Source organism: Arthrobacter endolithicus (assembly GCF_026627425.1).
In the GTDB taxonomy this organism is placed as follows: domain Bacteria; phylum Actinomycetota; class Actinomycetes; order Actinomycetales; family Micrococcaceae; genus Arthrobacter_M.
This window is the reverse complement of sequence record NZ_JAPNLH010000005.1, coordinates 77954-99380: the sequence shown is the minus strand read 5'-3', so window position 1 is coordinate 99380 and position 21427 is coordinate 77954. Positions and strand designations below refer to the sequence as shown.

General features: G+C 60.8%; 30 protein-coding genes. 24 read left to right on the top strand and 6 right to left on the bottom strand.

All coding sequences use genetic code 11. The features are described 5' to 3' along the window. The 14 genes from rpmC to map all read left to right on the top strand — a co-directional run bounded on the left by rpmC (nucleotide 1) and on the right by map (nucleotide 8168). Nucleotides 1-348 (top strand): 50S ribosomal protein L29, encoded by a 348-nt coding sequence (gene rpmC, locus OS914_RS06065; RefSeq protein ID WP_267545167.1) that lies wholly within the window; start codon nucleotides 1-3, stop codon nucleotides 346-348. After that, on the top strand, nucleotides 345-665 hold the full coding sequence (gene rpsQ / locus OS914_RS06060; RefSeq protein ID WP_267545166.1) for a 30S ribosomal protein S17: 321 nt from the start codon (nucleotides 345-347) through the stop codon (nucleotides 663-665). Before rpmC ends, rpsQ begins: the two co-directional genes overlap by 4 nt. 245 nt (nucleotides 666-910) lie before the next feature. After that, the gene (rplN, locus tag OS914_RS06055) at nucleotides 911-1279 is read left to right on the top strand and encodes a 50S ribosomal protein L14 (protein ID WP_196396951.1); all 369 of its coding nucleotides are present in this window, start codon (nucleotides 911-913) and stop codon (nucleotides 1277-1279) included. Nucleotides 1280-1282: 3 nt separating this feature from the next. Further along, nucleotides 1283-1663: a 50S ribosomal protein L24 gene (rplX, locus tag OS914_RS06050; RefSeq protein ID WP_267545165.1), complete on the top strand. Its 381-nt coding sequence runs from the start codon at nucleotides 1283-1285 to the stop codon at nucleotides 1661-1663. Further along, nucleotides 1660-2259, top strand: a complete 600-nt coding sequence (gene rplE / locus OS914_RS06045) for a 50S ribosomal protein L5 (RefSeq protein ID WP_267545164.1) — start codon at nucleotides 1660-1662, stop codon at nucleotides 2257-2259. Before rplX ends, rplE begins: the two co-directional genes overlap by 4 nt. 108 nt (nucleotides 2260-2367) lie before the next feature. Next, nucleotides 2368-2766, top strand: coding sequence for a 30S ribosomal protein S8 (gene rpsH / locus OS914_RS06040; RefSeq protein WP_196396953.1), 399 nt, complete (start codon nucleotides 2368-2370; stop codon nucleotides 2764-2766). 18 nt (nucleotides 2767-2784) lie between these two features. Then, nucleotides 2785-3321 (top strand): 50S ribosomal protein L6, encoded by a 537-nt coding sequence (rplF, locus tag OS914_RS06035; protein ID WP_267545163.1) that lies wholly within the window; start codon nucleotides 2785-2787, stop codon nucleotides 3319-3321. A 2-nt stretch (nucleotides 3322-3323) separates the two neighbouring features. Continuing rightward, on the top strand, nucleotides 3324-3695 hold the full coding sequence (gene rplR, locus OS914_RS06030) for a 50S ribosomal protein L18 (RefSeq protein ID WP_267545162.1): 372 nt from the start codon (nucleotides 3324-3326) through the stop codon (nucleotides 3693-3695). Further along, the gene (rpsE, locus tag OS914_RS06025; RefSeq protein WP_420713875.1) at nucleotides 3692-4447 is read left to right on the top strand and encodes a 30S ribosomal protein S5; all 756 of its coding nucleotides are present in this window, start codon (nucleotides 3692-3694) and stop codon (nucleotides 4445-4447) included. Before rplR ends, rpsE begins: the two co-directional genes overlap by 4 nt. Next, nucleotides 4447-4659: a 50S ribosomal protein L30 gene (rpmD, locus tag OS914_RS06020; RefSeq protein ID WP_267545160.1), complete on the top strand. Its 213-nt coding sequence runs from the start codon at nucleotides 4447-4449 to the stop codon at nucleotides 4657-4659. The genes rpsE and rpmD overlap by 1 nt, the downstream gene beginning before the upstream one ends. Before the next feature lie 2 nt (nucleotides 4660-4661). After that, the gene (gene rplO, locus OS914_RS06015; RefSeq protein WP_267545159.1) at nucleotides 4662-5144 is read left to right on the top strand and encodes a 50S ribosomal protein L15; all 483 of its coding nucleotides are present in this window, start codon (nucleotides 4662-4664) and stop codon (nucleotides 5142-5144) included. A gap of 196 nt (nucleotides 5145-5340) precedes the next feature. After that, nucleotides 5341-6666, top strand: a complete 1326-nt coding sequence (gene secY / locus OS914_RS06010; protein ID WP_267545158.1) for a preprotein translocase subunit SecY — start codon at nucleotides 5341-5343, stop codon at nucleotides 6664-6666. Beyond that, complete coding sequence (locus OS914_RS06005) at nucleotides 6663-7241, top strand: adenylate kinase (RefSeq protein WP_267545157.1); 579 nt, start codon at nucleotides 6663-6665, stop codon at nucleotides 7239-7241. The genes secY and OS914_RS06005 overlap by 4 nt, the downstream gene beginning before the upstream one ends. Nucleotides 7242-7325: 84 nt before the next feature. Next, on the top strand, nucleotides 7326-8168 hold the full coding sequence (map, locus tag OS914_RS06000) for a type I methionyl aminopeptidase (RefSeq protein WP_267545156.1): 843 nt from the start codon (nucleotides 7326-7328) through the stop codon (nucleotides 8166-8168). Nucleotides 8169-8235: 67 nt separating this feature from the next. On the opposite strand, the gene OS914_RS05995 is transcribed toward map, so the two are convergent. From OS914_RS05995 to OS914_RS05985, 3 genes are all read right to left on the bottom strand, one after another. After that, on the bottom strand, nucleotides 8236-9600 hold the full coding sequence (locus tag OS914_RS05995) for an ABC transporter substrate-binding protein (RefSeq protein ID WP_267545155.1): 1365 nt from the start codon (nucleotides 9598-9600) through the stop codon (nucleotides 8236-8238). 64 nt (nucleotides 9601-9664) lie between these two features. Next, nucleotides 9665-10549: a carbohydrate ABC transporter permease gene (locus OS914_RS05990; protein ID WP_267545154.1), complete on the bottom strand. Its 885-nt coding sequence runs from the start codon at nucleotides 10547-10549 to the stop codon at nucleotides 9665-9667. After that, entirely contained in the window at nucleotides 10546-11664 is a 1119-nt protein-coding gene (locus tag OS914_RS05985) for a carbohydrate ABC transporter permease (protein WP_267545153.1), read from the bottom strand. The genes OS914_RS05990 and OS914_RS05985 overlap by 4 nt, the downstream gene beginning before the upstream one ends. A 346-nt stretch (nucleotides 11665-12010) precedes the next feature. On the opposite strand from OS914_RS05985, the gene infA reads away from it, so the two are divergent. From infA to glmM, 10 genes are all read left to right on the top strand, one after another. Next, nucleotides 12011-12232 (top strand): translation initiation factor IF-1, encoded by a 222-nt coding sequence (gene infA, locus OS914_RS05980; protein WP_009358723.1) that lies wholly within the window; start codon nucleotides 12011-12013, stop codon nucleotides 12230-12232. 30 nt (nucleotides 12233-12262) lie between these two features. Further along, entirely contained in the window at nucleotides 12263-12376 is a 114-nt protein-coding gene (rpmJ, locus tag OS914_RS05975; RefSeq protein ID WP_009358722.1) for a 50S ribosomal protein L36, read from the top strand. Between the two features lie 176 nt (nucleotides 12377-12552). Beyond that, entirely contained in the window at nucleotides 12553-12930 is a 378-nt protein-coding gene (gene rpsM / locus OS914_RS05970; RefSeq protein ID WP_196396962.1) for a 30S ribosomal protein S13, read from the top strand. Between the two features lie 51 nt (nucleotides 12931-12981). Beyond that, nucleotides 12982-13383 carry a 30S ribosomal protein S11 gene (gene rpsK / locus OS914_RS05965; RefSeq protein WP_018773682.1) on the top strand — a complete coding sequence of 134 codons (402 nt, stop codon included), beginning with the start codon at nucleotides 12982-12984 and terminating at the stop codon, nucleotides 13381-13383. Between the two features lie 152 nt (nucleotides 13384-13535). Next, nucleotides 13536-14546, top strand: a complete 1011-nt coding sequence (locus OS914_RS05960) for a DNA-directed RNA polymerase subunit alpha (protein ID WP_267545152.1) — start codon at nucleotides 13536-13538, stop codon at nucleotides 14544-14546. Between the two features lie 98 nt (nucleotides 14547-14644). Further along, the gene (gene rplQ / locus OS914_RS05955) at nucleotides 14645-15229 is read left to right on the top strand and encodes a 50S ribosomal protein L17 (RefSeq protein ID WP_267545151.1); all 585 of its coding nucleotides are present in this window, start codon (nucleotides 14645-14647) and stop codon (nucleotides 15227-15229) included. 51 nt (nucleotides 15230-15280) lie between these two features. After that, nucleotides 15281-16171: a tRNA pseudouridine(38-40) synthase TruA gene (truA, locus tag OS914_RS05950; protein ID WP_267545150.1), complete on the top strand. Its 891-nt coding sequence runs from the start codon at nucleotides 15281-15283 to the stop codon at nucleotides 16169-16171. 332 nt (nucleotides 16172-16503) lie between these two features. Next, a complete protein-coding gene (gene rplM / locus OS914_RS05945) occupies nucleotides 16504-16947 on the top strand; it encodes a 50S ribosomal protein L13 (protein ID WP_196396966.1) in 444 nt (147 codons plus the stop codon). Nucleotides 16948-16985: 38 nt separating this feature from the next. After that, on the top strand, nucleotides 16986-17501 hold the full coding sequence (gene rpsI / locus OS914_RS05940; protein ID WP_267545149.1) for a 30S ribosomal protein S9: 516 nt from the start codon (nucleotides 16986-16988) through the stop codon (nucleotides 17499-17501). 115 nt (nucleotides 17502-17616) lie between these two features. Then, nucleotides 17617-18969, top strand: coding sequence for a phosphoglucosamine mutase (gene glmM, locus OS914_RS05935; protein WP_267545148.1), 1353 nt, complete (start codon nucleotides 17617-17619; stop codon nucleotides 18967-18969). A 71-nt stretch (nucleotides 18970-19040) separates the two neighbouring features. Here the strand turns inward: glmM and mscL are convergent, their stop codons facing one another. Genes mscL through coaA form a run of 3 tightly spaced genes read right to left on the bottom strand, consistent with a single transcriptional unit; the run spans nucleotide 19041 to nucleotide 21360 of the window. Continuing rightward, on the bottom strand, nucleotides 19041-19424 hold the full coding sequence (mscL, locus tag OS914_RS05930; RefSeq protein WP_267545147.1) for a large conductance mechanosensitive channel protein MscL: 384 nt from the start codon (nucleotides 19422-19424) through the stop codon (nucleotides 19041-19043). A gap of 25 nt (nucleotides 19425-19449) precedes the next feature. Next, complete coding sequence (locus OS914_RS05925; RefSeq protein ID WP_267545146.1) at nucleotides 19450-20388, bottom strand: M15 family metallopeptidase; 939 nt, start codon at nucleotides 20386-20388, stop codon at nucleotides 19450-19452. A 3-nt stretch (nucleotides 20389-20391) separates the two neighbouring features. Continuing rightward, a complete protein-coding gene (gene coaA / locus OS914_RS05920) occupies nucleotides 20392-21360 on the bottom strand; it encodes a type I pantothenate kinase (RefSeq protein WP_267545145.1) in 969 nt (322 codons plus the stop codon). Between the last annotated feature and the right edge of the window lie 67 nt (nucleotides 21361-21427).

The following is a 21427-nucleotide window of genomic DNA, read 5'->3' as shown; positions in this document are numbered from 1 at the left end:
ATGGCAGTTGGGTCAAAGGAACTTGCACCTGAGCAGCTGGACGGGTTCGATAACGAACGTCTCGTTGAAGAACTCCGTAAAGCTAAGGAGGAGCTGTTCAACCTCCGTTTCCAGTCCGCCACCGGTCAGCTCGAAAACCACGGACGGCTGCGCGTTGTAAAGCGTGACATTGCCCGGGTATACACCGTATTGCGGGAGCGGGAGCTGGGCATTCGCCAGGCTGTCGTAGCCGCACCGGTTGCAGATGCCAAATCTGACAAGAGCACCGGTAAGGCCGACAAGAAGGCCGGCAAGGAAGCCAAGAAGGTTTCCGAAAAGGCTGACAAGTCTGAGGAGGACGCCAAGTGAGCACCGAGCACCAGGACGCAGCCGCGGCTGAAACTTCCACCAACGCGGACTCGGCCAAGGCCGCGACCCGGGGGGACCGGAAAAAGCTTCGCGGCTACGTTGTCTCCGATAAAATGGAGAAGACGATCGTCGTCGAGGTTGAAGATCGTGTAAAGCACGCTTTGTACGGTAAAGTTATCCGTCGCACCTCAAAGGTCAAAGTTCACGACGAACAGAACACCGCCGGCATCGGCGATATGGTTCTGATCAGTGAAACCCGGCCGCTGTCCGCTACCAAGCGGTGGCGACTGGTTGAGATCCTCGAAAAGGCTAAGTAGCGGGCATCGCCCTCTGACGCCGGCATTGCCCGACCTGATCCGCGCCGCTCGCGGCGCGGATCAGGGGCCCTCGGGCAATACCCTTATTGTGGGTGGTCACGCTGTAGTTTGTCGTGGCCGCTCCAGGCCACGTCCTCGCTTTTTGGGAGGCCGTGGGGATGGTTCTGGACACCAGGCCGTCCATGAGACAAATATCCGTTCCGCAAGGCTCGTTACGAGAACCGGCGCGACGACAGGAGCACTAAGTGATTCAGCAAGAGTCGCGACTTAAGATCGCTGACAACACGGGGGCCAAGGAAATCCTGACCATCCGTGTTCTCGGGGGATCTGGCCGTCGCTACGCAGGCATCGGCGACGTAATTGTCGCCACCGTCAAGGATGCAATTCCGGGCGGAAACGTAAAGAAGGGTGACGTCGTCAAGGCCGTCATCGTTCGCACCAAGAAGGAACGCCGTCGCTCGGATGGTTCCTACATTAAGTTTGACGAGAACGCTGCGGTGATCCTGAAGAATGACGGCGATCCCCGCGGTACACGCATCTTCGGCCCGGTGGGCCGTGAACTCCGCGACAAGAAGTTCATGAAGATCATCTCGCTTGCTCCGGAGGTGCTCTAATCCATGGGACTGAATAAAGTGAAGATCAAGATCAAAAAGGGTGATCTGGTGCAGGTCATCAGCGGCGCCAAGCAGGAGCGCGGCGGAGACCGCGGCAAGCAGGGCAAGGTTCTGCGGGTCTTTCCGGAGACCAACCGCGTGCTGGTAGAAGGCATCAACCGCGTCACGAAGCACACCAAGGCGGGGCAGTCGCAGGGCGGCACCAAGACCGGAGGGATCGAGACGGTCGAAGCGGCTATCCACATCTCCAACGTTGCTGTCGTGGATCCGTCCACCAAGAAGCCCACCCGTATTGGCTACCGCACCGAAAGCGTCGAGCGTGACGGGCGGACGCGCAATGTGCGCATCCGCGTCGCCAAGAGCTCCGGGAAGGACCTGTCATGAGTGCAGCCGTAACTGAAGCCGCATCCGAGAACGCTGCCGCAAAGGTTGCTCCTCGTCTGAAGGCCCGCTACGCAGCCGAGATCAAGAAGACTCTGATTGACGAGTTCAAATACGAGAACGTCAATCAGGTTCCCCGCTTGGTCAAGGTTGTTGTGAATATGGGTGTTGGAGATGCCGCCAAGGACTCCAAGCTGATCGACGGTGCCGTCCGTGATCTGACCCTGATCACCGGCCAGAAGCCCGTGGTTACCAAAGCCCGCAAGTCCATCGCGCAGTTCAAGCTGCGCGAAGGCATGCCAATCGGAACGCACGCAACCTTGCGCGGCGACCGGATGTGGGAATTCGTGGATCGTTTGGTGTCGCTGGCTCTGCCGCGTATCCGTGACTTCCGCGGCCTCAATGGCAAGCAGTTTGACGGTAACGGAAACTACACCTTCGGTCTGACCGAGCAGGTTATGTTCCATGAGATCGACCAGGATTCCATTGACCGCGTCCGCGGTATGGATATCACGGTAGTCACGACCGCCAAGACCGATGACGAGGGGCGCGCGCTGCTGAAGGCGCTTGGCTTCCCGTTCAAGACCGACGATAAATAATCTACGTAACAGGTCCGGTATTCCGGTAGCCAGTCGTGTCAGGACCACAGTCCTGATCCGTCCGGCTACCGGGCAAGGAAACCGTTTCGAGGGAGGGCAAGAGCCCACATGACAATGACAGATCCTGTCGCAGACATGCTCACGCGTCTGCGCAATGCAAATTCGGCATACCACGACTCCGTGACCATGCCATACAGCAAACTCAAGGGACACGTTGCTGACATTCTCAAGGCTGAGGGTTACATCGCAGCCTGGAAGGTCGAAGACGCTGAGGTCGGCAAGAAGCTGACTATTGACCTCAAATTCGGTCCGGAGCGCCAGCGTTCAATCGCCGGTATCCGTCGCATTTCCAAGCCCGGGCTTCGCGTTTACGCAAAGTCCACTACCCTGCCGCGCGTGCTCGGTGGCCTGGGTATCGCCATTCTGTCGACGTCGTCAGGTCTGCTGACCGACCGTCAGGCCGCCAAGAAAGGCGTAGGTGGGGAAGTCCTCGCCTACGTCTGGTAACAGGGAAGGGAAAGAATAATGTCACGTATTGGACGTCTCCCCATCTCCGTGCCTGCCGGCGTAGAGGTCAAAATCAACGGCAGTGTAGTTTCCGTTAAGGGTCCCAAAGGCGAGCTGGACCACACGGTGGCCAGCCCGATCGCGGTTGCTCTCGAAGATGGAACCGTTACTGTCAGCCGCCCCAACGATGAGCGCGCCTCGCGTTCGTTGCACGGACTCACCCGTACCCTGATCAACAATCTTATTGTTGGCGTTACCCAGGGGTACGAGAAGAAGCTGGAAATCGTTGGTACCGGTTACCGCGTCCAGGCAAAGGGCTCGGATCTCGAGTTCGCTTTGGGCTACAGCCACCCGGTCTCCGTCAAGGCTCCGGTCGGCATCACCCTGACGGTAGAGGGTCCCACCAAGATCTCTGTCTCGGGAAATAACAAGCAGCAGGTGGGCGAGGTTGCTGCCAACATCCGCAAGCTCCGGAAGCCGGACCCCTATAAGGGCAAGGGCATCCGTTACGCCGGCGAGATCATCCGCCGCAAGGTCGGAAAGGCTGGTAAGTAATCATGGGTATGTCCGTTAAAGGCAAGTCCAAGGCCGCAGCACGCGGCCGTCGCCACCTGCGGGTTCGCAAGCGCGTCACTGGAACCGCGGTTCGCCCGCGCCTGGTGGTTAACCGCTCAGCGCGCCACGTATTCGTTCAGATCGTCGATGACAGCCAGGGTATAACCGTGGCGTCGGCGTCGACTCTGGAAGCCGACCTGCGTGCGTTTGACGGTGACAAGACCGCCAAAGCCAAGCGCGTTGGCGAGCTCGTTGCCGAGCGTGCCAAGAAGGCCGGCATTGAATCCGTCGTTTTCGACCGCGGAGGTAACCGCTACCATGGCCGTGTCGCAGCAATTGCTGACGGCGCACGTGAAGGTGGGCTGGCACTGTGAGCGAAAACATCAACAAGGAGAACACTGTGTCTGAGACAAGTGCCGAAGGCACCACAACAGCCGCAGCAGCAACCACCGGAGCCGCAGGCACTGCCCCGGCGACGGCGGCATCCACCGATGGCGGCCGTGGCGCAAGCCGCGGCGGCGAGCGTGGCGGCCGTGAAGGCGGCCGCGGTGGCCGTGAAGGCGGCCGTGGCGGCCGTGAAGGCGGCCGTGGCCGTGAGGCCGAAAAGAACCAGTTTGTTGAGCGCGTGGTGAATATCAACCGTGTCGCCAAGGTGGTCAAGGGTGGTCGTCGCTTCAGCTTCACCGCTCTCGTGGTTGTCGGCGACGGCAACGGCATGGTCGGTGTCGGCTACGGCAAGGCCAAGGAAGTTCCCGCGGCAATTGCCAAGGGCGTGGAGGAAGCCAAGAAAACTTTCTTCCGCGTTCCGCGCATCGGTGGGACAATTCCCCACCAGGTCCAGGGCGAGGCTGCAGCAGGCGTTGTCCTGCTGCGTCCGGCTTCTCCGGGTACCGGTGTTATTGCCGGCGGACCTGTTCGTGCCATCCTGGAGTGCGTGGGTATCCACGATGTTCTCTCCAAATCCCTGGGATCATCGAACGCCATCAACATTGTTCACGCAACTGTTGCTGCGCTGAAGGCACTCGAAGAACCGGCTGCTGTTGCAGCTCGCCGTGGCCTGCCGCTGGATGAGGTTGTTCCGCCGGCTCTGCTGCGTGCCATGCAGAATCAGAAGGTGGGCGCGTGATGACAACACCGAAGAGGATCCAGCCTTCCGACGCGAAGCTGGAAATCACTCAGACCAAGTCCACCATTGGTGGCAAGCAGAACCAGAAGGACACGTTGCGTTCACTGGGCTTGAAGCACATCGGCGACTCCGTTGTCCGAACCGCTGACGCCGTGACCGTTGGCATGATCAACACGGTTCCGCACCTGGTGAAGGTTGAGGAGGCGAAGTAATTATGGCTACAGAGAAGAATCCTGAAAAGGCTGCCGGAAACGGGACAGCACTGAAGGTCCATCACCTGCGTCCCGCCCCCGGTGCCAAAACCGCCAAGACCCGAGTCGGTCGTGGTGAAGGTTCCAAGGGTAAGACTGCCGGCCGTGGTACCAAGGGTACAAAGGCGCGTTACCAGATCAAGGCCGGGTTTGCCGGCGGCCAGTTGCCGCTGCATATGCGGCTGCCGAAGCTTCGCGGCTTCAAGAACCCGTTCCGGGTCGAGTACCAGGTTGTCAACCTGGACCGGATCTCGGAGCTGTTCCCCGACGGTGGCACTATCACCGTGGCGGATCTGGTGGAGAAGGGTGCGGTTCGCAAGAACCAGCCCGTCAAGGTGCTCGGGACCGGTGACATTACCGTCAAGGTTGATATCACCGTCGATGCCTACTCTGCCAGCGCAAAAGAGAAGATCGCTGCAACCGGCGGAAGCACGACGGAACTCTAAAAGTACCGCAGTGCAACGCAGCGCAGACTAGACTCTTGGTGGGCGGGATAAGTTCCCGCCCCCCAAGAGTTTTCAGTATCACCGCTAGTTTTACGCGGCTCGTTGGTTCATCGACGGCATTGGCACCCATTAGAATCGGTTGTTGGGCCTGAAATAGCCGGACCCCGCCTCAACTTACTAAACTTCAGGAGGACGCTTGCTTACCGCATTTGGACGCGCCTTTCGCACGCCTGATCTGCGACGCAAGTTGTTGTTCACGCTGGGAATGATCGCTATCTTCCGCCTGGGTGCATTCGTCCCTTCGCCCGGCGTGAACTACCGCAATGTCCAGGCCTGCCTGAACAGTGCCGACACGAACCAAGGCATCTACCAGCTGGTGAATCTTTTCAGCGGCGGTGCCTTGCTGCAGGTATCCATTTTTGCTTTGGGCATTATGCCCTATATCACCGCCAGCATTATCGTCCAGCTGCTGCGGGTAGTGATTCCCCGCTTCCAGGAACTCCACCTGGAAGGAGCCCAAGGACAGAGCACGCTGACGCAGTACACGCGGTATCTGACCATAGCTTTGGGCTTGTTGAATGCCACTACTTTGGTGACCTTGGCGCGTTCGGGTCAGCTGCTGGGAAACTGTGGCGCTGCAGGTACTGCGAACGCGATCATCCCCGATGACAGCCTGATCACCACGCTCCTGCTGGTCATCACGCTCACCGCCGGAACCGGCCTCATCATGTGGATGGGCGAGCTCATCACCGAAAAGGGGGTGGGCAACGGCATGTCGCTGCTCATTTTCACCGCGATTGCCGCACGGTTCCCCACGTCGCTGGGCGCCATCATCAAGACCAAGGGTTGGGGCGTCTTTCTGATGGTCCTGCTGATCGGCCTCGTCGTCGTCGCCCTGGTTGTCTTCGTTGAACAGTCACAGCGGCGCGTTCCGGTGCAGTACGCCAAGCGCATGATCGGCCGGCGCACGATGGGCGGTACCAGCACCTACATCCCGATCAAGGTCAATATGGCTGGTGTTATCCCGGTTATCTTCGCCTCCTCGATGCTGTATCTGCCGTCTCTGATTGCACAGTTCGCCACTCCCAAGGACGGCAGCCAGCCGGCTGGCTGGGTCACCTGGGTCACGAGCAACCTTACAAAGGGGGACCACCCCCTGTATATGGTGATCTACTTCTTCCTGATTGTCTTCTTTACCTATTTCTATGTTGCGATCACCTTCAACCCCGAAGAAGTGTCCGACAACATGAAGAAATACGGCGGCTTCATTCCGGGGATTCGGGCGGGCAAGCCGACGCAGGATTATCTGCAGTACGTCATTTCCCGCATCACTTTGCCCGGAGCCGTCTATCTGGGTTTTGTGGCCTTGATTCCGCTCATTGCCCTGGTCCTGATCCAGGCTAACCAGGACTTCCCGTTCGGTGGCACCTCGCTGTTGATCATTGTCGGCGTCGGGCTGGAAACGGTCAAGCAGATCGATGCGCAGCTACAACAACGCCACTACGAAGGGTTATTGCGATGACGAGAATGCTGATTATCGGTCCTCCCGGATCCGGCAAAGGCACCCAGGCGGAACGGATTTCCGCCCGCCTTGGCGTGGTGGCCATTTCCACCGGGGATATTTTCCGTGCCAACGTCAAGGGCGAGACACCCTTGGGCCTGGAAGCAAAGCAGTACATGGACAACGGGGACTTTGTTCCGGACAGCGTGACGAACAAGATGGTGCGCGACCGTCTGTTGCAGGACGATGCGACTGAAGGCTTCCTGCTGGACGGTTATCCGCGTACGACGGCCCAGGTCGATGAGCTGGACGACATCCTGACCGAGACGGAGTCCAAGCTCGACGTCGTGCTGCAGCTGACGGCCGACGACGAGGAATTGGTCAAGCGTTTGCTGGGCCGGGCGCTGGACACCGGACGCAGCGATGACAACACCGCCGTGATCCGCCACCGGCTGGACCTCTATCACGAGCAGACGGAGGCCGTCGTCGCCCGTTACGCCAAGCGGGACATACTGACCCAGGTCGACGGCCTTGGGGCCATTGACGAGGTCACCAACCGCGTCCTGGATGCTATTGAGGTAGCCAGGACCGCGTAGGTTTTGCGCCATAAGGAACAGTGAAGGCTCCTCCCGCCACGGGGGAGCCTTTGCTGTTTGAATCATTCTGGAAGGAAAAAAGCCATGGCATTTGGCCAGCAGCGAATCGAATATAAAACCAATGCGCAGATGCGCAGCATGGCCGAGGCCGGAGTGGTCCTGAACAGAGCCCTGACGAAGGTACTGGCCGATGCCGCCGACGGGGTGACGACGAAGGAGCTGGATGAGGTGTTCGCCGCTGTGCTTAAGGAGGCCGGGGCCACCTCCAATTTCCTCGGTTACCATGGGTTCCCGGCCACGGTCTGCACATCCGTCAACGAAGAGGTGGTCCACGGTATCCCGTCCGGACGCATGCTCCGGGACGGGGACGTCTTGTCGATAGACGGTGGGGCGATCATCGACGGCTGGCATTCGGATTCGGCGCGGACCATGATAGTCGGCGGTCCGGCGGCGGCCGATCCTGCGGACCAACGCCTTTCGGACGTCACCGAAGAGTCAATGTGGCGGGGGATCGCAGCGGTGGCCACTGGTAAGTTCGTCGGCGACATCGGCGCGGCCATTGACGATTACGTCGGTACAGTCCCCGGGGCGAAGCTGGGGATCCTTGAGGACTATGTGGGCCACGGGATCGGCAGTGCGATGCATATGGCGCCCGATGTGCTGAACTACCGGACCAGCCACCGCGGCCCCCGGCTGCGGGCGGGACTATGCCTGGCTATTGAGCCAATGCTGGTGCGCGGTTCGCTGCAGACTGACGTTCTTCCGGACGACTGGACTGTCGTTACCTCTGACCGTGCCCGCGCCGCCCACTGGGAGCACTCCGTGGCGATCCACGACGATGGTATCTGGGTGCTCAGCGCGGACGACGGAGGCGCGTCCCGGCTCGCGCCGCTGGGCGTCACCCCCGTCCCCATCCCCGCTGCTTAGAACCGGCACTGAATAGGACATTTCTGCATCGGAACACCCATGCGGAGAACACCGCTGGGTCTGGGCGTCAGGACTTGAGCTTGGGCTTGACATCCTTGTTGTAGATTCCCTCCAGCGTTGCCGTCAGCGCGGTCATAGTCGCTTTGACATCGGCCTTTTCGTTCATGAATTTAGCGGCAGACTTCGCCATTTCCTGATCTGCCCCGGGCAGGAAAACCCGGGCATAATCCTGGCTCTTCGTGACCTTGAGCTGGTCAAGAGCCACCTGGATTTCCGGCGTCTTACTGATCACCGAGCTCATATCCGCCGTCGTCCGTACCGGCATGTAGCCCGTCGCCGCGGAGAACTGTGCTGTGTTGGCGGCATTTGTCATGAACGAAACAAACATGGCCGCCGCGAGCTGGCGCTCGGGCGATGTCTTTTTGGCAATCACCAAACCCGCGCCGCCGGTTGGGCATACCGGCGAGGCAGAAACCGGGCCGCCGGGCAGGAAACCAACGCCGATGTTCATGTTCTTGGCCTTGGCGGCCTTAATCGTCCCGACCAGGTCTCCGGTGGAGCTGACGGTGGAGCTGACCGCTCCGGCCGTCATATCTGAGACGGCATCCTTGGAGGAAACGCCTGCCCAGCCGTCCTTGACGATGGTGTCCTGAACCCACTGCAGGGCTTTAACCGTGGCGTCCGAGTCGGCAGTGATGTCCCATTCCTTGGACCAGCCGCCGCCGTAGCCCCAGAGTACGTTCTGCAGTGTCCATCCGGCGTAACCGGCCAGGGCCGGATACTGATAGACATTGGCGTACCCCGGCAGGGCGGCGTTGGCGGCCTTGATCTTCGGGGCCCATTGGGCAAATTCATCCCAGCTTTTCGGAGCCCGGTCGGGGACCCCGGCGGCCTTGAAATGGTCCTTGTTGTAGTAAAACAGCGGGGTGGAACGGGCATAGGGAACGGCCCAGTGCGAGTTGTTGTATTTATAGTCGTCATAAAGCGTGGTGTTGTAGTCGTTGGTCTTGTCATTGACGGCTTTGAGAATGTCATCTACCGGCACGATCGTCGACGACAGGGTGTACCGGAACCACCACACATCTGAAGCGACGACGACGTCGGGCACGCTATTGCCGGCCTGCGCGGTCTGGAACTTTTGCGCGACCTCTTCGTAGTTACTTCCTCCGGTGATCAGGTCCACCTTGATGTTCGGGTTCGCACTTTGAAAGGCGTCGATGAGCGTCTGTTCGATCGGCTGGGAAGTGCCGGGGTGGCTGGACATGAAGGAAATCTTGGCGGCGGGTTTGACCTTTGACCAGTCGGTTGCCGCTGTGGAACCCGCTCCCGAGCCTCCACTGGTGTTCGGACCGCTGCAGGCGGCCAGGGCAGTTGCGCCCAGGCCCAGTCCGGAAAGAGCCATGAAACGCCGTCGATCAAATTGTGCTGACATGCCGTGTTGCCTTTCGATTGATGCGAGAGGGTGAGAAGAGGCCGAAGGTACTAATCGCTCCCGGTCAGCCGGTGACGGAGCCTTGGGTAAGCCCGGCGACGATGTAGCGCTGCAGGGCTGCAAAAATAATCAGAATGGGCACGATTACGATTACTGCGCCCGCCATCAGGATGCCCCACGCCTGGCTGCCGCTGTCGCTGTTGGACAGCAGCGTCAACCCAACGGGCAGTGTCATCATGTTGGGGTTGTCGACGACGATCAGCGGCCAGATGTAGTCATTCCACTCGGTAACTATGGTCACCAAGGCAACGGTCGCAATGGTCGGTACCGAGATGGGGAACACGATCTGCCACAGACGGCGCCAGTGATTGGCGCCGTCGATCTCCGCGGACTCCAAAATCGAGACCGGCAACGTCATAAAGTGCTGGCGTAGCAGGAAGGTGCCGAAGGCGGTGCCAAGACCGGGGAGAATAATTCCCCAATAGGTATTCAGCCCGCCCAAGCCGGCGATCAGAATGTAGTTGGGCAGCACCGATACCTGGGGCGGCACCATCAACGCCACCAGAATCAGCAAAAAGATGGCCCTTTTGAACGGGAATCGGACAAACACCAGCGCATAGGCCGTCACGATGGCCAGAAAGCACTTGATGACGGAGGCAATGCTGGTGACGATGACGCTGTTGAGGAAGAACCGGGCAAAGGGAACGGAAGTTGCCGCGTCCACGTAGTTTTGCATTGTCGGATGCTGGGGCAGGATGGTCAGCTCTGTGGTGACGATCTCACCCGGAGCTTTCAGCGATGAGATGATCATCCAGGCCAGCGGCAGGAGGACCACGAGCGTGGCAGCGACCAATGGGACATAACCGCCCAGGATGGTCTGCCCTATGTTCTTCCAGGACAGCGGACGTTTCCGCTGTGGTGGGATTATCTGGGCCGTTGCCGTACTCATGCGTAATGGACCTTTCGCTCTACGAACCGCAGTTGCAGCCCGGTCAGCAGCAGCAGCAGAACAAACAAGACGACGGAAATGGCCGCGGAATAGCCGGCCCGGTTGTAGGTGCTGAAGGCCTGCAGATACGACTCGAAGATCAGCGTGTTGGTGCCGTTGCCTGTGCGGGTCATGATCCGGATGATGTCGAAAGCCTGCAGCGAACTGAGCAGGCTGGTGATCAGGATGAAAAACGTTGTGGGGGAGAGCAGCGGCAGCGTGATGGAGATAAAGCGGCGGAAACTTCCGGCGCCGTCCAGCGAAGCCGCTTCCATCAGGTCCTTGGGCATGGACTGCAGCCCGGCCAGGTAGATGACGGCACAGTAGCCTAGGTTCTTCCAGACATACACGATGATGACCATCAGCAGCGCCAGCTTGGGATCGTTGATCCACTGCGGGCTCGACGCACCGAAGCCACGCAGTATCCAGGACAGGACGCCGTAGACCGGATCGAAGATAAACAGCCAGACAAGGCCGACGCCGACCCCGGAGAGAACATACGGGGCAAAGATGGCGGAGCGGGCAAAGCCCTGTCCCTTGACCTTGGCATTGAGGGCGATGCCGACCAATAAGCCCAGGAGCATAGCGCCGCCGACGGTTGCGAGGGTGAAAACTGCGGTAATGCCCAGCACCGTGGAAGCATCCGAGGACGTGAAGAATTCTACGTAGTTTCCCCACCCGATCGCTGTTGCCTGGGCCGCGCCGAGGGTCCAGTCCAGGGTGGAGTAGTACATGTTGGCAAACAATGGCCGGTAGGTGAAGAAGGCAATCAGAACAATGTTCGGCAGTGCCAGAGCCAGGAAAACCAAGGCTTCGCGCCTGGCCCTGGGCGTCCAGTACTTGCCGCCGGTTCTGCTCCGGCCGCTGGATCGGGCTGTGCCGACCCTGGGGGGTTTTACCTGGCCCCGTCTCCCGTCGCCCGGCCCGCCCGGCCCGCCGTGAACGGTGCCGTCGTCGTCGCCCTTTTCCGCCGCTTCAGCGGCCGCGTGCGAACCGCCTGCATCCAGCCAGCTCATCGAGCCTCCCCTCCGACCGGTCGCCCCCGGTGCGTTGTAGTCCCGAGCTAACTTCAGCACACAAATAATCAATTCCGGCCGCTTTTGGCCCGATCGCGCGAACTGTTAGTGCCGGCGACACCTGCTGTTAAGCGGACGGTAATTGACGGTAACCCCTCATTTACAGGTTCCACAAGGGATGGCGCCGCAGGCGGCGGGGCGGAGCCGGATTTAACTTTTAGCCCCGTCATGACGTACAGTGGCTTGTTGGTTGTCTTAGCCCTTGCGCGCCTTCTCCCGTAACCGGGAGGGTGCATTCAGTGGCTGCCGGTACGGCCAAAACACCAAATCAGTAGTAAACCTAGCTCCCTGCCGGGATTTTTACCAGATCTGCCGGCAACGGGGGCCGAACCAGTTAGCGGAGGATATGGCCAAGAAAGACGGGGTCATTGAGATCGAGGGCGTTGTGACTGAGGCTCTGCCTAACGCGATGTTTCGCGTTGAGTTGACCAACAAGCACATCGTTCTTGCCCATATCTCAGGAAAAATGCGCCAGCACTACATTCGAATCCTTCCTGAGGACCGAGTAGTGGTGGAGCTGAGCCCTTACGACCTCACTCGTGGTCGTATTGTCTACCGCTACAAATAACCACAACTGCACAACACGCAAAGGAATGCCATGAAGGTCAAGCCGAGCGTCAAGCAGATCTGCGAAAAGTGCAAGGTGATTCGCCGTAACGGTCGAGTCATGGTGATCTGCGAGAACCCGCGCCACAAGCAGCGTCAGGGCTGATTCTTCCTTACCGGAAGATCCGTACCCCGCTCAGGTAAGTAAATATAAGGCAGCACAAGCCGACCCGTTGCGGAGTGATCCTAACGAGTCGGCGGACCCCCGGTCGGAGGCCGGGGCCACACGGAATGTGTGGGTGTACTGCTTACGACCTCCGGTTTACACAAGGAGCAGCCGATATGGCACGTCTCGCTGGCGTAGACCTTCCCCGCGAAAAGCGGTTGGAAGTAGCGCTTACATACATCTACGGCGTGGGCAAGACCCGTGCACACAAGACACTGGCTGACACCGGGATTTCTCCCGATGTCCGTGTCAAGGACCTGTCCGACGCTGAAATGGTTCAGCTTCGCGACTACATCGAGGGAAACTACAAGGTTGAAGGTGACCTTCGCCGCGAGGTGGCCGCAGATATCCGCCGCAAGGTGGAAATCGGCAGCTACCAGGGGATCCGCCATCGTCGCGGCATGCCCGTCCACGGTCAGCGTACGAAAACCAACGCTCGTACTCGCAAGGGCCCGAAGCGCACCGTGGCCGGCAAGAAGAAGGCCGCACGTTAACAACGCTGCGTTGACAACGTGCTTCACAAATAACTTTCTGTAGGAGAAAAAATGCCCCCGAAGACTCGCGGTGCGGTTCGCAAGCCGCGCAAGAAGGACAAAAAGAATATCGCGCTTGGTCAGGCGCACATCAAGAGCACGTTCAACAACACCATCGTTTCCATCACGGATCCCAATGGAGCCGTTATTTCCTGGGCTTCATCCGGCGAGGTTGGATTCAAGGGTTCACGCAAGTCCACCCCGTTCGCAGCGCAGATGGCCGCCGAGGCTGCTGCCAAGCGCGCTCAGGAGCACGGTATGCGGAAGGTAGACGTTTTCGTGAAGGGTCCGGGATCTGGACGCGAGACTGCAATCCGTTCCTTGCAGGCCGCAGGCCTTGAGGTGGGCTCCATTCAGGATGTCACCCCCAGCGCCCATAACGGCTGCCGTCCGCCCAAGCGCCGCCGCGTCTAAGCCGTGACGCCCGAGTTGGCCCGCCCCAGCCGCCCGATTGCATATCGGAGCGGCCCGGGACGGGCCAACTCTCCGGGCGTTAAGACGTAGACAGCTCTTTCCACCACCTGTGTTGCGTCATATAGCGGACGCTCGCTGAAAGGAAACCCCCAGTGCTCATTGCACAGCGCCCCACCCTCTCCGAAGAAGTAGTATCCGATAACCGCTCCCGTTTCGTCATTGAACCCTTGGAGCCCGGTTTTGGTTACACCCTTGGAAATTCTCTCCGCCGTACCCTGCTGTCCTCCATTCCCGGAGCCGCTGTCACCAGCATCCGGATCGATGGCGTGCTGCACGAATTCACTACCGTTCCCGGTGTTAAGGAAGATGTCACCGAGATCATCCTGAACATCAAGAACCTCTCGGTTTCCTCCGAACACGACGAGCCCGTCGTGGCCTACCTGCGCAAGCAGGGTCCCGGTGTCGTCACGGCTGCGGACATTGCTCCGCCGGCCGGAGTGGAATTCCACAACCCGGATCTGCACATTGCCACCTTGAACTCGAAGGGTAAGTTCGAGCTCGAGCTGACCATCGAGCGCGGCCGCGGCTATGTATCGGCAGCCCAGAACAAGTCCGGTGATTCGGAAATTGGCCGTATCCCGGTCGATTCCATCTACTCGCCGGTCCTGAAGGTGACGTTCCGCGTGGAAGCCACCCGCGTGGAGCAGCGCACCGACTTCGACCGCCTGGTCGTTGATGTGGAGACCAAGCAGGCGATCGCCCCCCGCGATGCCATTGCCTCGGCCGGCACGACGCTCGTTGAGCTGTTCGGCTTGGCCCGCGAACTCAATACCGCAGCAGAAGGTATCGAGATCGGGCCGTCCCCGACGGACGCGGCGCTGGCTGCCGATATGGCGTTGCCGATCGAGGATCTGGACCTCACGGTCCGTTCCTACAATTGCCTCAAGCGTGAGGGCATCCACGCCGTGGGTGAACTCGTTGCCCGCTCCGAGGCGGACCTGATGGACATTCGGAACTTCGGTGCCAAGTCCATCGACGAGGTCAAGGCAAAGCTTGTTGAGCTCGGTCTGTCCCTGAAGGATTCCCCTCCAGGGTTCGACCTTGCAGCACGTGCCGCAGCCCTCGATGAGAATGACGACGCGTTCAGCGACGACGAGCTCTAAAGACGAACACACTTTCGGCTGACCGGCCCCGACGCAGATTTCTGCTGGCAGAGTTCTGCTTCCGGGGGCGTTAGGCCAACACTTGAGGAGAAAACACCATGCCTACCCCCACTAAGGGTCCGCGCCTCGGAGGCAGCGCTGCACACCAGCGGCTGATGCTGGCCAATCTGGCCGCAGCCCTGTTTGAGCACAAGCGCATCACCACCACGGAGACCAAGGCCAAACGCCTGAAGCCCTATGCAGAGCGACTGGTTACTTTCGCCAAGCGTGGAGACCTGTCTTCGCGCCGCCGCGTCATGGGCCTGATCAGCGACAAGGGCATTGTCCACGAGCTGTTCACAGACATTGCCAAGGCCGTCGAGAACCGCGACGGTGGCTACACCCGCATCACCAAGATCGGTCCGCGCAAGGGTGACAATGCCCCGATGGCCGTCATTGAACTGGTGCTGGAGCCCGTCAGCGCCAAGCAGGCCGTCGTGTCCGAGGCAACGCGGTCCACTCAGGCCGCAGCCCCGGTCGTTGAGGCTGAGTCCGACACCGTTGCTGCCGACGCCGTCGAGACTGACGCCGTCGAGACTGACACCGTTGAGTCCGAAACCGTTGTTGCTGACGCCGCTGAGTCCGACACCGTTGAGGTGCCGGCCGAGGGCGAGTCCGCAGCCAAGGCCGCGGACGAAAAGTAAACGTTTCCTGCGATCCCGGCCGTGGCCGTTTTTGCGAAGTAGCGTAAAGCCATGACCGATCAAGAGCCCGCCGCACCCGTTCCAAGGGGCGGCGGGCTTTTGCGTGTCCGGCTGGAGGTTGGATACGACGGCGGACCGTTCAGCGGATGGGGGGTCCAGCCCGGGCTGCGCACCGTCCAAGGCACCGTGGAGGAGGCGCTGGGGATGTTGATCAGGCGCCCGATCAGGGTCGTCGTCGCCGGTCGGACCGATGCAGGGGTGCATGCCCGCGGTCAGGTAGCGCACTGCGACCTGACACCGCAGGAATGGGTCGGCGTACTGCGCGGCCAGGACCGGGAGCCCGCAGCCGCGCTGCTGCGGCGGCTGCGCGGTGCCCTGAGCAAGGTGCTCGGAGGACTGTCCGGGGCGGTAGAAGTTCATGCCGTGGCTCTGGCCCCTGTGGGCTTTGACGCGCGTTTTTCAGCCCTTTGGCGCAGGTATAGCTATCGGATCGCGGACACCGAACGGCAGTGGGACCCGCTGCTGCGCCACAACACACTGTGGTATCAAAAGGCACTGGACGTGCAGCGGATGAATACCTCGGCACGGGCGCTTTTGGGGATCCAGGACTTCAGGTCTTACTGCAAGCCCCGGGACGGTGCGACAACCCGTCGGGAGCTGCAGCGCTTTGAGTTCGTCCGCGGCTCGGATGGGATCATCACCGTAACCGTTCAAGCGGATGCTTTTTGCCACAATATGGTCCGGTCCCTGGTCGGAGCGGCCGTGCAGGTCGGTGAGGGTCTGGAGTCGCCGGAGTGGCTTCATGAACGACTACTGGCGAAGGCCCGTGATGCTAAGTCGAGGCTGGCGCCGCCGCACCCTTTGACTCTCGAAGAGGTACGGTATCCAGCGGCCGCCGATGTGCAGGCCCGGCAGGAACTCACCCGTGCACGTCGCGCCTGAGCGGCGAGTGCACTACCTCTGCGGCCTGCCCGGGCAGACAATCTGTGTAGGACAGTGGCGTGGTCATGAAGGGATTGCGGAATACCCCACGACGCTGACTTTGACCTGAGCGGGCAAGTCGCGCTATCGTTGATAGTCGTTGTGCGTGTCCTTTCTCGATACTGCACGCCTGCCCGAAGACCCTGTTGCATGGGTCGCTATTGGGCAGGTGGGAATCGGGACGCAAGGATTACTGGTTTTATAGAGCCCTCACCTCTGTTCCGGTCGCGCATAGATAGCAGGCGTAACCGACTCTTATCGCCACCCAAGAACAAGAAACGAAGGCAAAAACCGTGCGTACGTACACCCCGAAGCCCGGCGACATCAAGCGCCAGTGGCTTGTCATTGACGCCACCGACATTGTCCTGGGACGTCTTGCCAGCCAGACCGCCATTTTGCTGCGCGGCAAGCACAAGGCCACCTTTGCATCCCATATGGACATGGGCGATTTCGTCATCATCATTAACGCCGAGAAGGTTGCCCTCACCGGCGCAAAGCTCGAACAGAAGCGCGCTTACCGCCACTCCGGTTACCCGGGTGGCCTGTCCAGCGTCAACTACGCGGAACTGCTGGAGAAGAACCCGGTGCGCGCTGTCGAGAAGGCAATCCGCGGCATGCTTCCAAAAAATTCCCTGGCAGCACAGCAACTGGGCAAGCTCAAGGTCTACAAAGGCGCCGAGCACCCTCACGCTGCACAGCAGCCCACAACCTACGAAATCACTCAGGTCGCCCAGTAGTTCTGGCCCTCACCCAATATATTTATTCAAGGAGAATTGTGGCTCAGAATACTGAAGAGCTGAACACCGAGGCCGCTCCGGCTGAGGAAGCAGTACCGACCAGCTACACCTCGGAAAGTGCTCCGGCGTCGGACGCTGCGCCGAAGAAGGAACGCCCGGCCCTGACGGTTCCCGGCGCTGCCGTTGGCCGCCGCAAGCAGGCAATCGCCCGCGTGCGCGTTGTCCCCGGGACCGGCAAATGGATCGTCAACGGCCGTGAACTCGACGACTACTTCCCGAACAAGCTGCACCAGCAGGAAGTCAACGAGCCGTTCCGCATCCTTGACCTGGACGGCGCATACGACGTCATGGCCCGCATCCACGGCGGTGGCCCCTCCGGTCAGGCTGGCGCATTGCGCCTTGGCGTCGCCCGTTCCCTGAACGGGATTGACGAGGAAAACAACCGCGCGATCTTGAAGAAGGCCGGCTTCCTGACTCGTGACGCACGCGTCATCGAGCGCAAGAAGGCCGGTCTGAAGAAGGCCCGCAAGGCCGGACAGTACTCCAAGCGCTAAATACCGCGTTCCCCGAAAAGCCAGTCGCAGAGCGACTGGCTTTTCGTTTGCGCACTGCCCGATCGGGGCGCCCCCTGACGCAGCGCGGCCGGGCTATCGATTAGACTTGGCTGCGATGTCTAGATTATTTGGAACCGACGGTGTCCGAGGGCTGGCCAATGGTCTGCTCACAGCGGAACTGGCGCTATCGCTGGCTCAGGCCGCTGCGGTGGTCCTGGGCCATGAGCGTATGGCAGAGGGGCAGCGGCCCCGGGCAGTCGTAGCCCGGGACCCGCGGGCCAGTGGAGAATTCATCAGTGCTGCCGTCGAAGCGGGGCTGGCGAGTGCGGGTGTTGACGTCTTCGACGCGGGGGTTTTGCCGACGCCGGCTCTGGCATTCCTGATTGCCGATCTCGGGGCGGACTTCGGAGTGATGATCTCGGCATCACATAACCCGGCACCGGATAACGGGATAAAATTCTTCGCCCGGGGCGGCCAAAAGCTCGGTGACGAGCTCGAGGATGCCATCGAGTCCCAGCTGACCCGGGAAATATTCCGGCCCGTCGGCGTGGGTGTGGGTCGGATCCAGCGGTTCGCGGACGCGGAAGACCGCTATGTTGTGCACTTGCTGTCGACGTTGCCCAACCGTCTGGAGGGCCTGCGCGTGGTGCTGGACTGCGCCAATGGAGCGGCCAGCGGATGTTCTCCTGAGGTTTTCAAGAGCGCGGGCGCCGAGGTCTTCGTCATTGGCGCGGAACCGAACGGACTGAACATCAACGACGGCGTCGGCTCCACCCATCTTGAACAGTTGCAGGCGGCGGTCTTGGAGCATGGTGCCGATCTGGGGATAGCGCACGACGGTGACGCCGACAGGTGCCTTGCCGTTGACCACGAGGGCGCCATGGTGGATGGAGACCAGATTATGGCCATCCTCGCGGTCGCTATGAAGGGCGCCGGACGGCTCAAGGACAATGTCCTGGTGGCCACCGTGATGAGCAACCTGGGACTGAAGATTGCGCTCGGCGAAGCCGGGATCAGCGTGCGTGAAACGGCTGTCGGGGACCGTTACGTTTTGGAGGGCATGCGGGACGGCGGCTTCACCCTGGGCGGAGAGCAATCCGGGCATGTGATCTTCGCAGATTATGCGACCACTGGGGACGGTGTGCTCACGGGGCTCCAGCTCGCGGCTCAAGTGGCGCGGACAGGGCGCAGCCTCAAGGACTTGGCGACCATCATGACTAAGCTGCCGCAGTTGATGATCAATGTCAAAGGTGTGGACAAACAGCGGGCCCGCACCGATGAGGGTGTCACGGAAGCCGTGGCACAGGCGCAGCTTGAATTGGGCCAGTCCGGGCGGGTGTTGTTGCGTCCGTCAGGGACGGAGGCATTGGTCCGGGTGATGGTGGAAGCCGGCGATATGGTCACGGCCACGCGGATCTGCACCGAGCTGGCCGCCGTCGTCGAACTCCGGCTCGCATTGCAGCACTAAACGCCCCCAGCAGGCAGGAAGGGCAGGATCTCCGACGAGAGTTCCTGCCCTTTCTGCTCTACCACGCAGCCCTAGTTCGTGCGCGAGCGCAGTGAGTCGCGGATCTCCGTCAGCAGTTCTATCTGCGGATCGACGGCGGGTTCCTCATCCTTGATGCCAAGCTTGGCATTGCGGCGGGCGATGATGTGGTTCATCGGCACGACGACGACGAAATAAATGGCCGCTGCCACCAGAACAAAATTCACGATTGCCGTAAGCAGGACGCCGAACCGCACGTCCCCCCAGGCCAGGAAGTTATCGAATGTCACAACCCCGAAGATCTTTGCGATCAGAGGCATCAGGACGCTGTTGACGAGCGCGGTGACGACGGCACCAAAGGCGGCCCCAATGACTACGGCGACGGCAAGGTCTACGACGTTGCCCTTCATAATGAAATCTCTGAATCCCTTTAACATAATGTCAAGTTACCGCAAATGTTTATTAAAGATAGGCCGCAGCGGGTTCTATGCCGAGGAATTCTTCAAGACTGCCGAAACCTTTCGCCACGATATCGGCGGCCATCTCGACCCCTAAGTACCGCAAGTGCCAAGGTTCGGCATAAAAGCCGGTGACGCCGTCGTGCCCCAACTGGTACCGAACGGTGAAGCCGAATAAGTGGCAATTAGCGCCGGCCCATGCCGCTGCCGGGGCTGTGGCAAAGCATGGATTGAGGTTGCAGAGCCCGTTGGCGTCGCCGATGTCCAGGGCAAGGCCCGTCTGATGTTCCGAATACCCGGCCCTGGCGGATTTGGTGTCCGCGTCGGCACCGCCGGTCTGCGCGGCGTATCCGCCGTAGAGCGCCGCTTGCATGTCGTAGGAGCGGTAGCTGCTTAACAGCGTCATAGGCGCACCTGCCGCCGCGGCGGCCACGAACATGCGTGACGCGGCTGCTGCCACCTCAGCACGGAGCAGAGCGGCTTCTCCACCGCTGCCGGGCGGGAGAGCTGGCCGGACAAGGTCCGGTGGCTCGTAGGAGAGGGGATTCAGCGGGAGGTGCTTATTGACCACGACCCAGGGGCTGTTGGGATCGGAGAGCGAATACTTTGTCTTTAGTGCATGTACGGGGGAACCCCGTGATGGAACGGGACCGGACGCGGGAGGGGCCCACGGCTCTGCCTGCGATGCCGGCGGGGCGGGCGCAGCAGGGCCGGCGACGGCGCCACCATCGGTAGCGGCCGCAAGGGGAGCCCCGTCCGCTGGCGGACCGGCCGCCGTCGGCATTTCCCCGCCCGCCGCTGGTCCCGGCGACGATCCCGGAACGGGCCCGCCGGTTTTGGAGGGCATCGGCTTAGCAGGTGCAGTGCAGGCCGCGAAGACGGTCAGCGCAGCGCCGCCGACCAGGTACTTTGCCACCGTTCGGCGGCCGGGGAGCGAGGGCATGGCCTAGGTCTTCCGCAGCAGCATCCGGCGGATCGAATGATCAGCATCTTTGGTCAGTACCAATTGTGCGCGCCCGCGGGTCGGCAGGACGTTCTGCGTGAGATTGGGCTCATTGATCCGCTTCCAGATATCAACCGCAGTCGTTACGGCCTCGGCATCGGAGAGATCGGCATAACGGCGGAAATATGACGCCGGGTCCGCAAAGGCGGAGGACCGGAGGGATCTGAAGCGATCCACGTACCACTGCTCGATGTACGGGGTTTTGGCGTCCACAAAAATGGAGAAATCGAAGAAGTCGCTGACCGCGAGCCCTGATCGACCGTCCAGTCGTGGACGCGCCGGCGCCAGGACGTTGAGCCCCTCGACGATCAGCACATCGGGGCGGCGCACCACGACCTCCCTTCCCGGCACGATGTCGTACGTCAGATGGGAGTACCAGGGGGCACGCACTTCCTCGGCGCCGCTCTTGACCGCACTGACGAAGCGCAGCAGGGCCCGCTGGTCGTAAGACTCCGGAAAGCCCTTGCGCTGCATGAGTCCACGGCGTTCCAACTCGGCGTTCGGATGAAGGAACCCATCGGTGGTGACCAACTCCACGTCAGGAGTGTCCGGCCAGCGGCGGAGCATCTCGCGCAGTACGCGGGCAGTGGTGGATTTTCCGACGGCGACGGACCCGGCGACGCCGATGACAAAAGGGGTACGGCGGACTTTCTCACCCAGGAAGGTAGTTGTCGCGGCATGCAGTTTTCCCGCGGCGGCTACATACAAGTTGAGCAGACGGGAGAGCGGGAGGTAGACCTCACGGATCTCCTTCATATTCAACTGATCACCGAGCCCGCGCAGGCGCGTAATGTCCGCCTCATTGAGCGGCTGTTCAATCTCGTTGGAGAGCCGCGACCATGTTTGGCGGTCGAGTTCGACGAAGGGGGAGACGCCGTCGTTCCCGTTGGACTCGTTCCGTTGCAAAGTCACCTAAGAGATTCTGCCTTGTGTGGCGGCCAATGCGGAAATAGGATCCCGGCGTAGAAGATCCTACATC

What these genes read in the sequence shown, in the direction of transcription:
- rpmC (WP_267545167.1), top strand. Translation starts at nt 1, where the DNA reads ATGGCAGTTGGGTCAAAGGAACTTGCACCTGAGCAGCTGGACGGGTTC.
- rplX (WP_267545165.1), top strand. Translation starts at nt 1,283, where the DNA reads ATGGGACTGAATAAAGTGAAGATCAAGATCAAAAAGGGTGATCTGGTG.
- rplE (WP_267545164.1), top strand. Translation starts at nt 1,660, where the DNA reads ATGAGTGCAGCCGTAACTGAAGCCGCATCCGAGAACGCTGCCGCAAAG.
- rpsH (WP_196396953.1), top strand. Translation starts at nt 2,368, where the DNA reads ATGACAATGACAGATCCTGTCGCAGACATGCTCACGCGTCTGCGCAAT.
- rplF (WP_267545163.1), top strand. Translation starts at nt 2,785, where the DNA reads ATGTCACGTATTGGACGTCTCCCCATCTCCGTGCCTGCCGGCGTAGAG.
- rplR (WP_267545162.1), top strand. Translation starts at nt 3,324, where the DNA reads ATGGGTATGTCCGTTAAAGGCAAGTCCAAGGCCGCAGCACGCGGCCGT.
- rpmD (WP_267545160.1), top strand. Translation starts at nt 4,447, where the DNA reads ATGACAACACCGAAGAGGATCCAGCCTTCCGACGCGAAGCTGGAAATC.
- rplO (WP_267545159.1), top strand. Translation starts at nt 4,662, where the DNA reads ATGGCTACAGAGAAGAATCCTGAAAAGGCTGCCGGAAACGGGACAGCA.
- OS914_RS06005 (WP_267545157.1), top strand. Translation starts at nt 6,663, where the DNA reads ATGACGAGAATGCTGATTATCGGTCCTCCCGGATCCGGCAAAGGCACC.
- map (WP_267545156.1), top strand. Translation starts at nt 7,326, where the DNA reads ATGGCATTTGGCCAGCAGCGAATCGAATATAAAACCAATGCGCAGATG.
- OS914_RS05995 (WP_267545155.1), bottom strand. Translation starts at nt 9,600, where the DNA reads ATGTCAGCACAATTTGATCGACGGCGTTTCATGGCTCTTTCCGGACTG.
- OS914_RS05990 (WP_267545154.1), bottom strand. Translation starts at nt 10,549, where the DNA reads ATGAGTACGGCAACGGCCCAGATAATCCCACCACAGCGGAAACGTCCG.
- infA (WP_009358723.1), top strand. Translation starts at nt 12,011, where the DNA reads ATGGCCAAGAAAGACGGGGTCATTGAGATCGAGGGCGTTGTGACTGAG.
- rpmJ (WP_009358722.1), top strand. Translation starts at nt 12,263, where the DNA reads ATGAAGGTCAAGCCGAGCGTCAAGCAGATCTGCGAAAAGTGCAAGGTG.
- rpsM (WP_196396962.1), top strand. Translation starts at nt 12,553, where the DNA reads ATGGCACGTCTCGCTGGCGTAGACCTTCCCCGCGAAAAGCGGTTGGAA.
- rpsK (WP_018773682.1), top strand. Translation starts at nt 12,982, where the DNA reads ATGCCCCCGAAGACTCGCGGTGCGGTTCGCAAGCCGCGCAAGAAGGAC.
- rplQ (WP_267545151.1), top strand. Translation starts at nt 14,645, where the DNA reads ATGCCTACCCCCACTAAGGGTCCGCGCCTCGGAGGCAGCGCTGCACAC.
- truA (WP_267545150.1), top strand. Translation starts at nt 15,281, where the DNA reads ATGACCGATCAAGAGCCCGCCGCACCCGTTCCAAGGGGCGGCGGGCTT.
- glmM (WP_267545148.1), top strand. Translation starts at nt 17,617, where the DNA reads ATGTCTAGATTATTTGGAACCGACGGTGTCCGAGGGCTGGCCAATGGT.
- mscL (WP_267545147.1), bottom strand. Translation starts at nt 19,424, where the DNA reads ATGTTAAAGGGATTCAGAGATTTCATTATGAAGGGCAACGTCGTAGAC.
- OS914_RS05925 (WP_267545146.1), bottom strand. Translation starts at nt 20,388, where the DNA reads ATGCCCTCGCTCCCCGGCCGCCGAACGGTGGCAAAGTACCTGGTCGGC.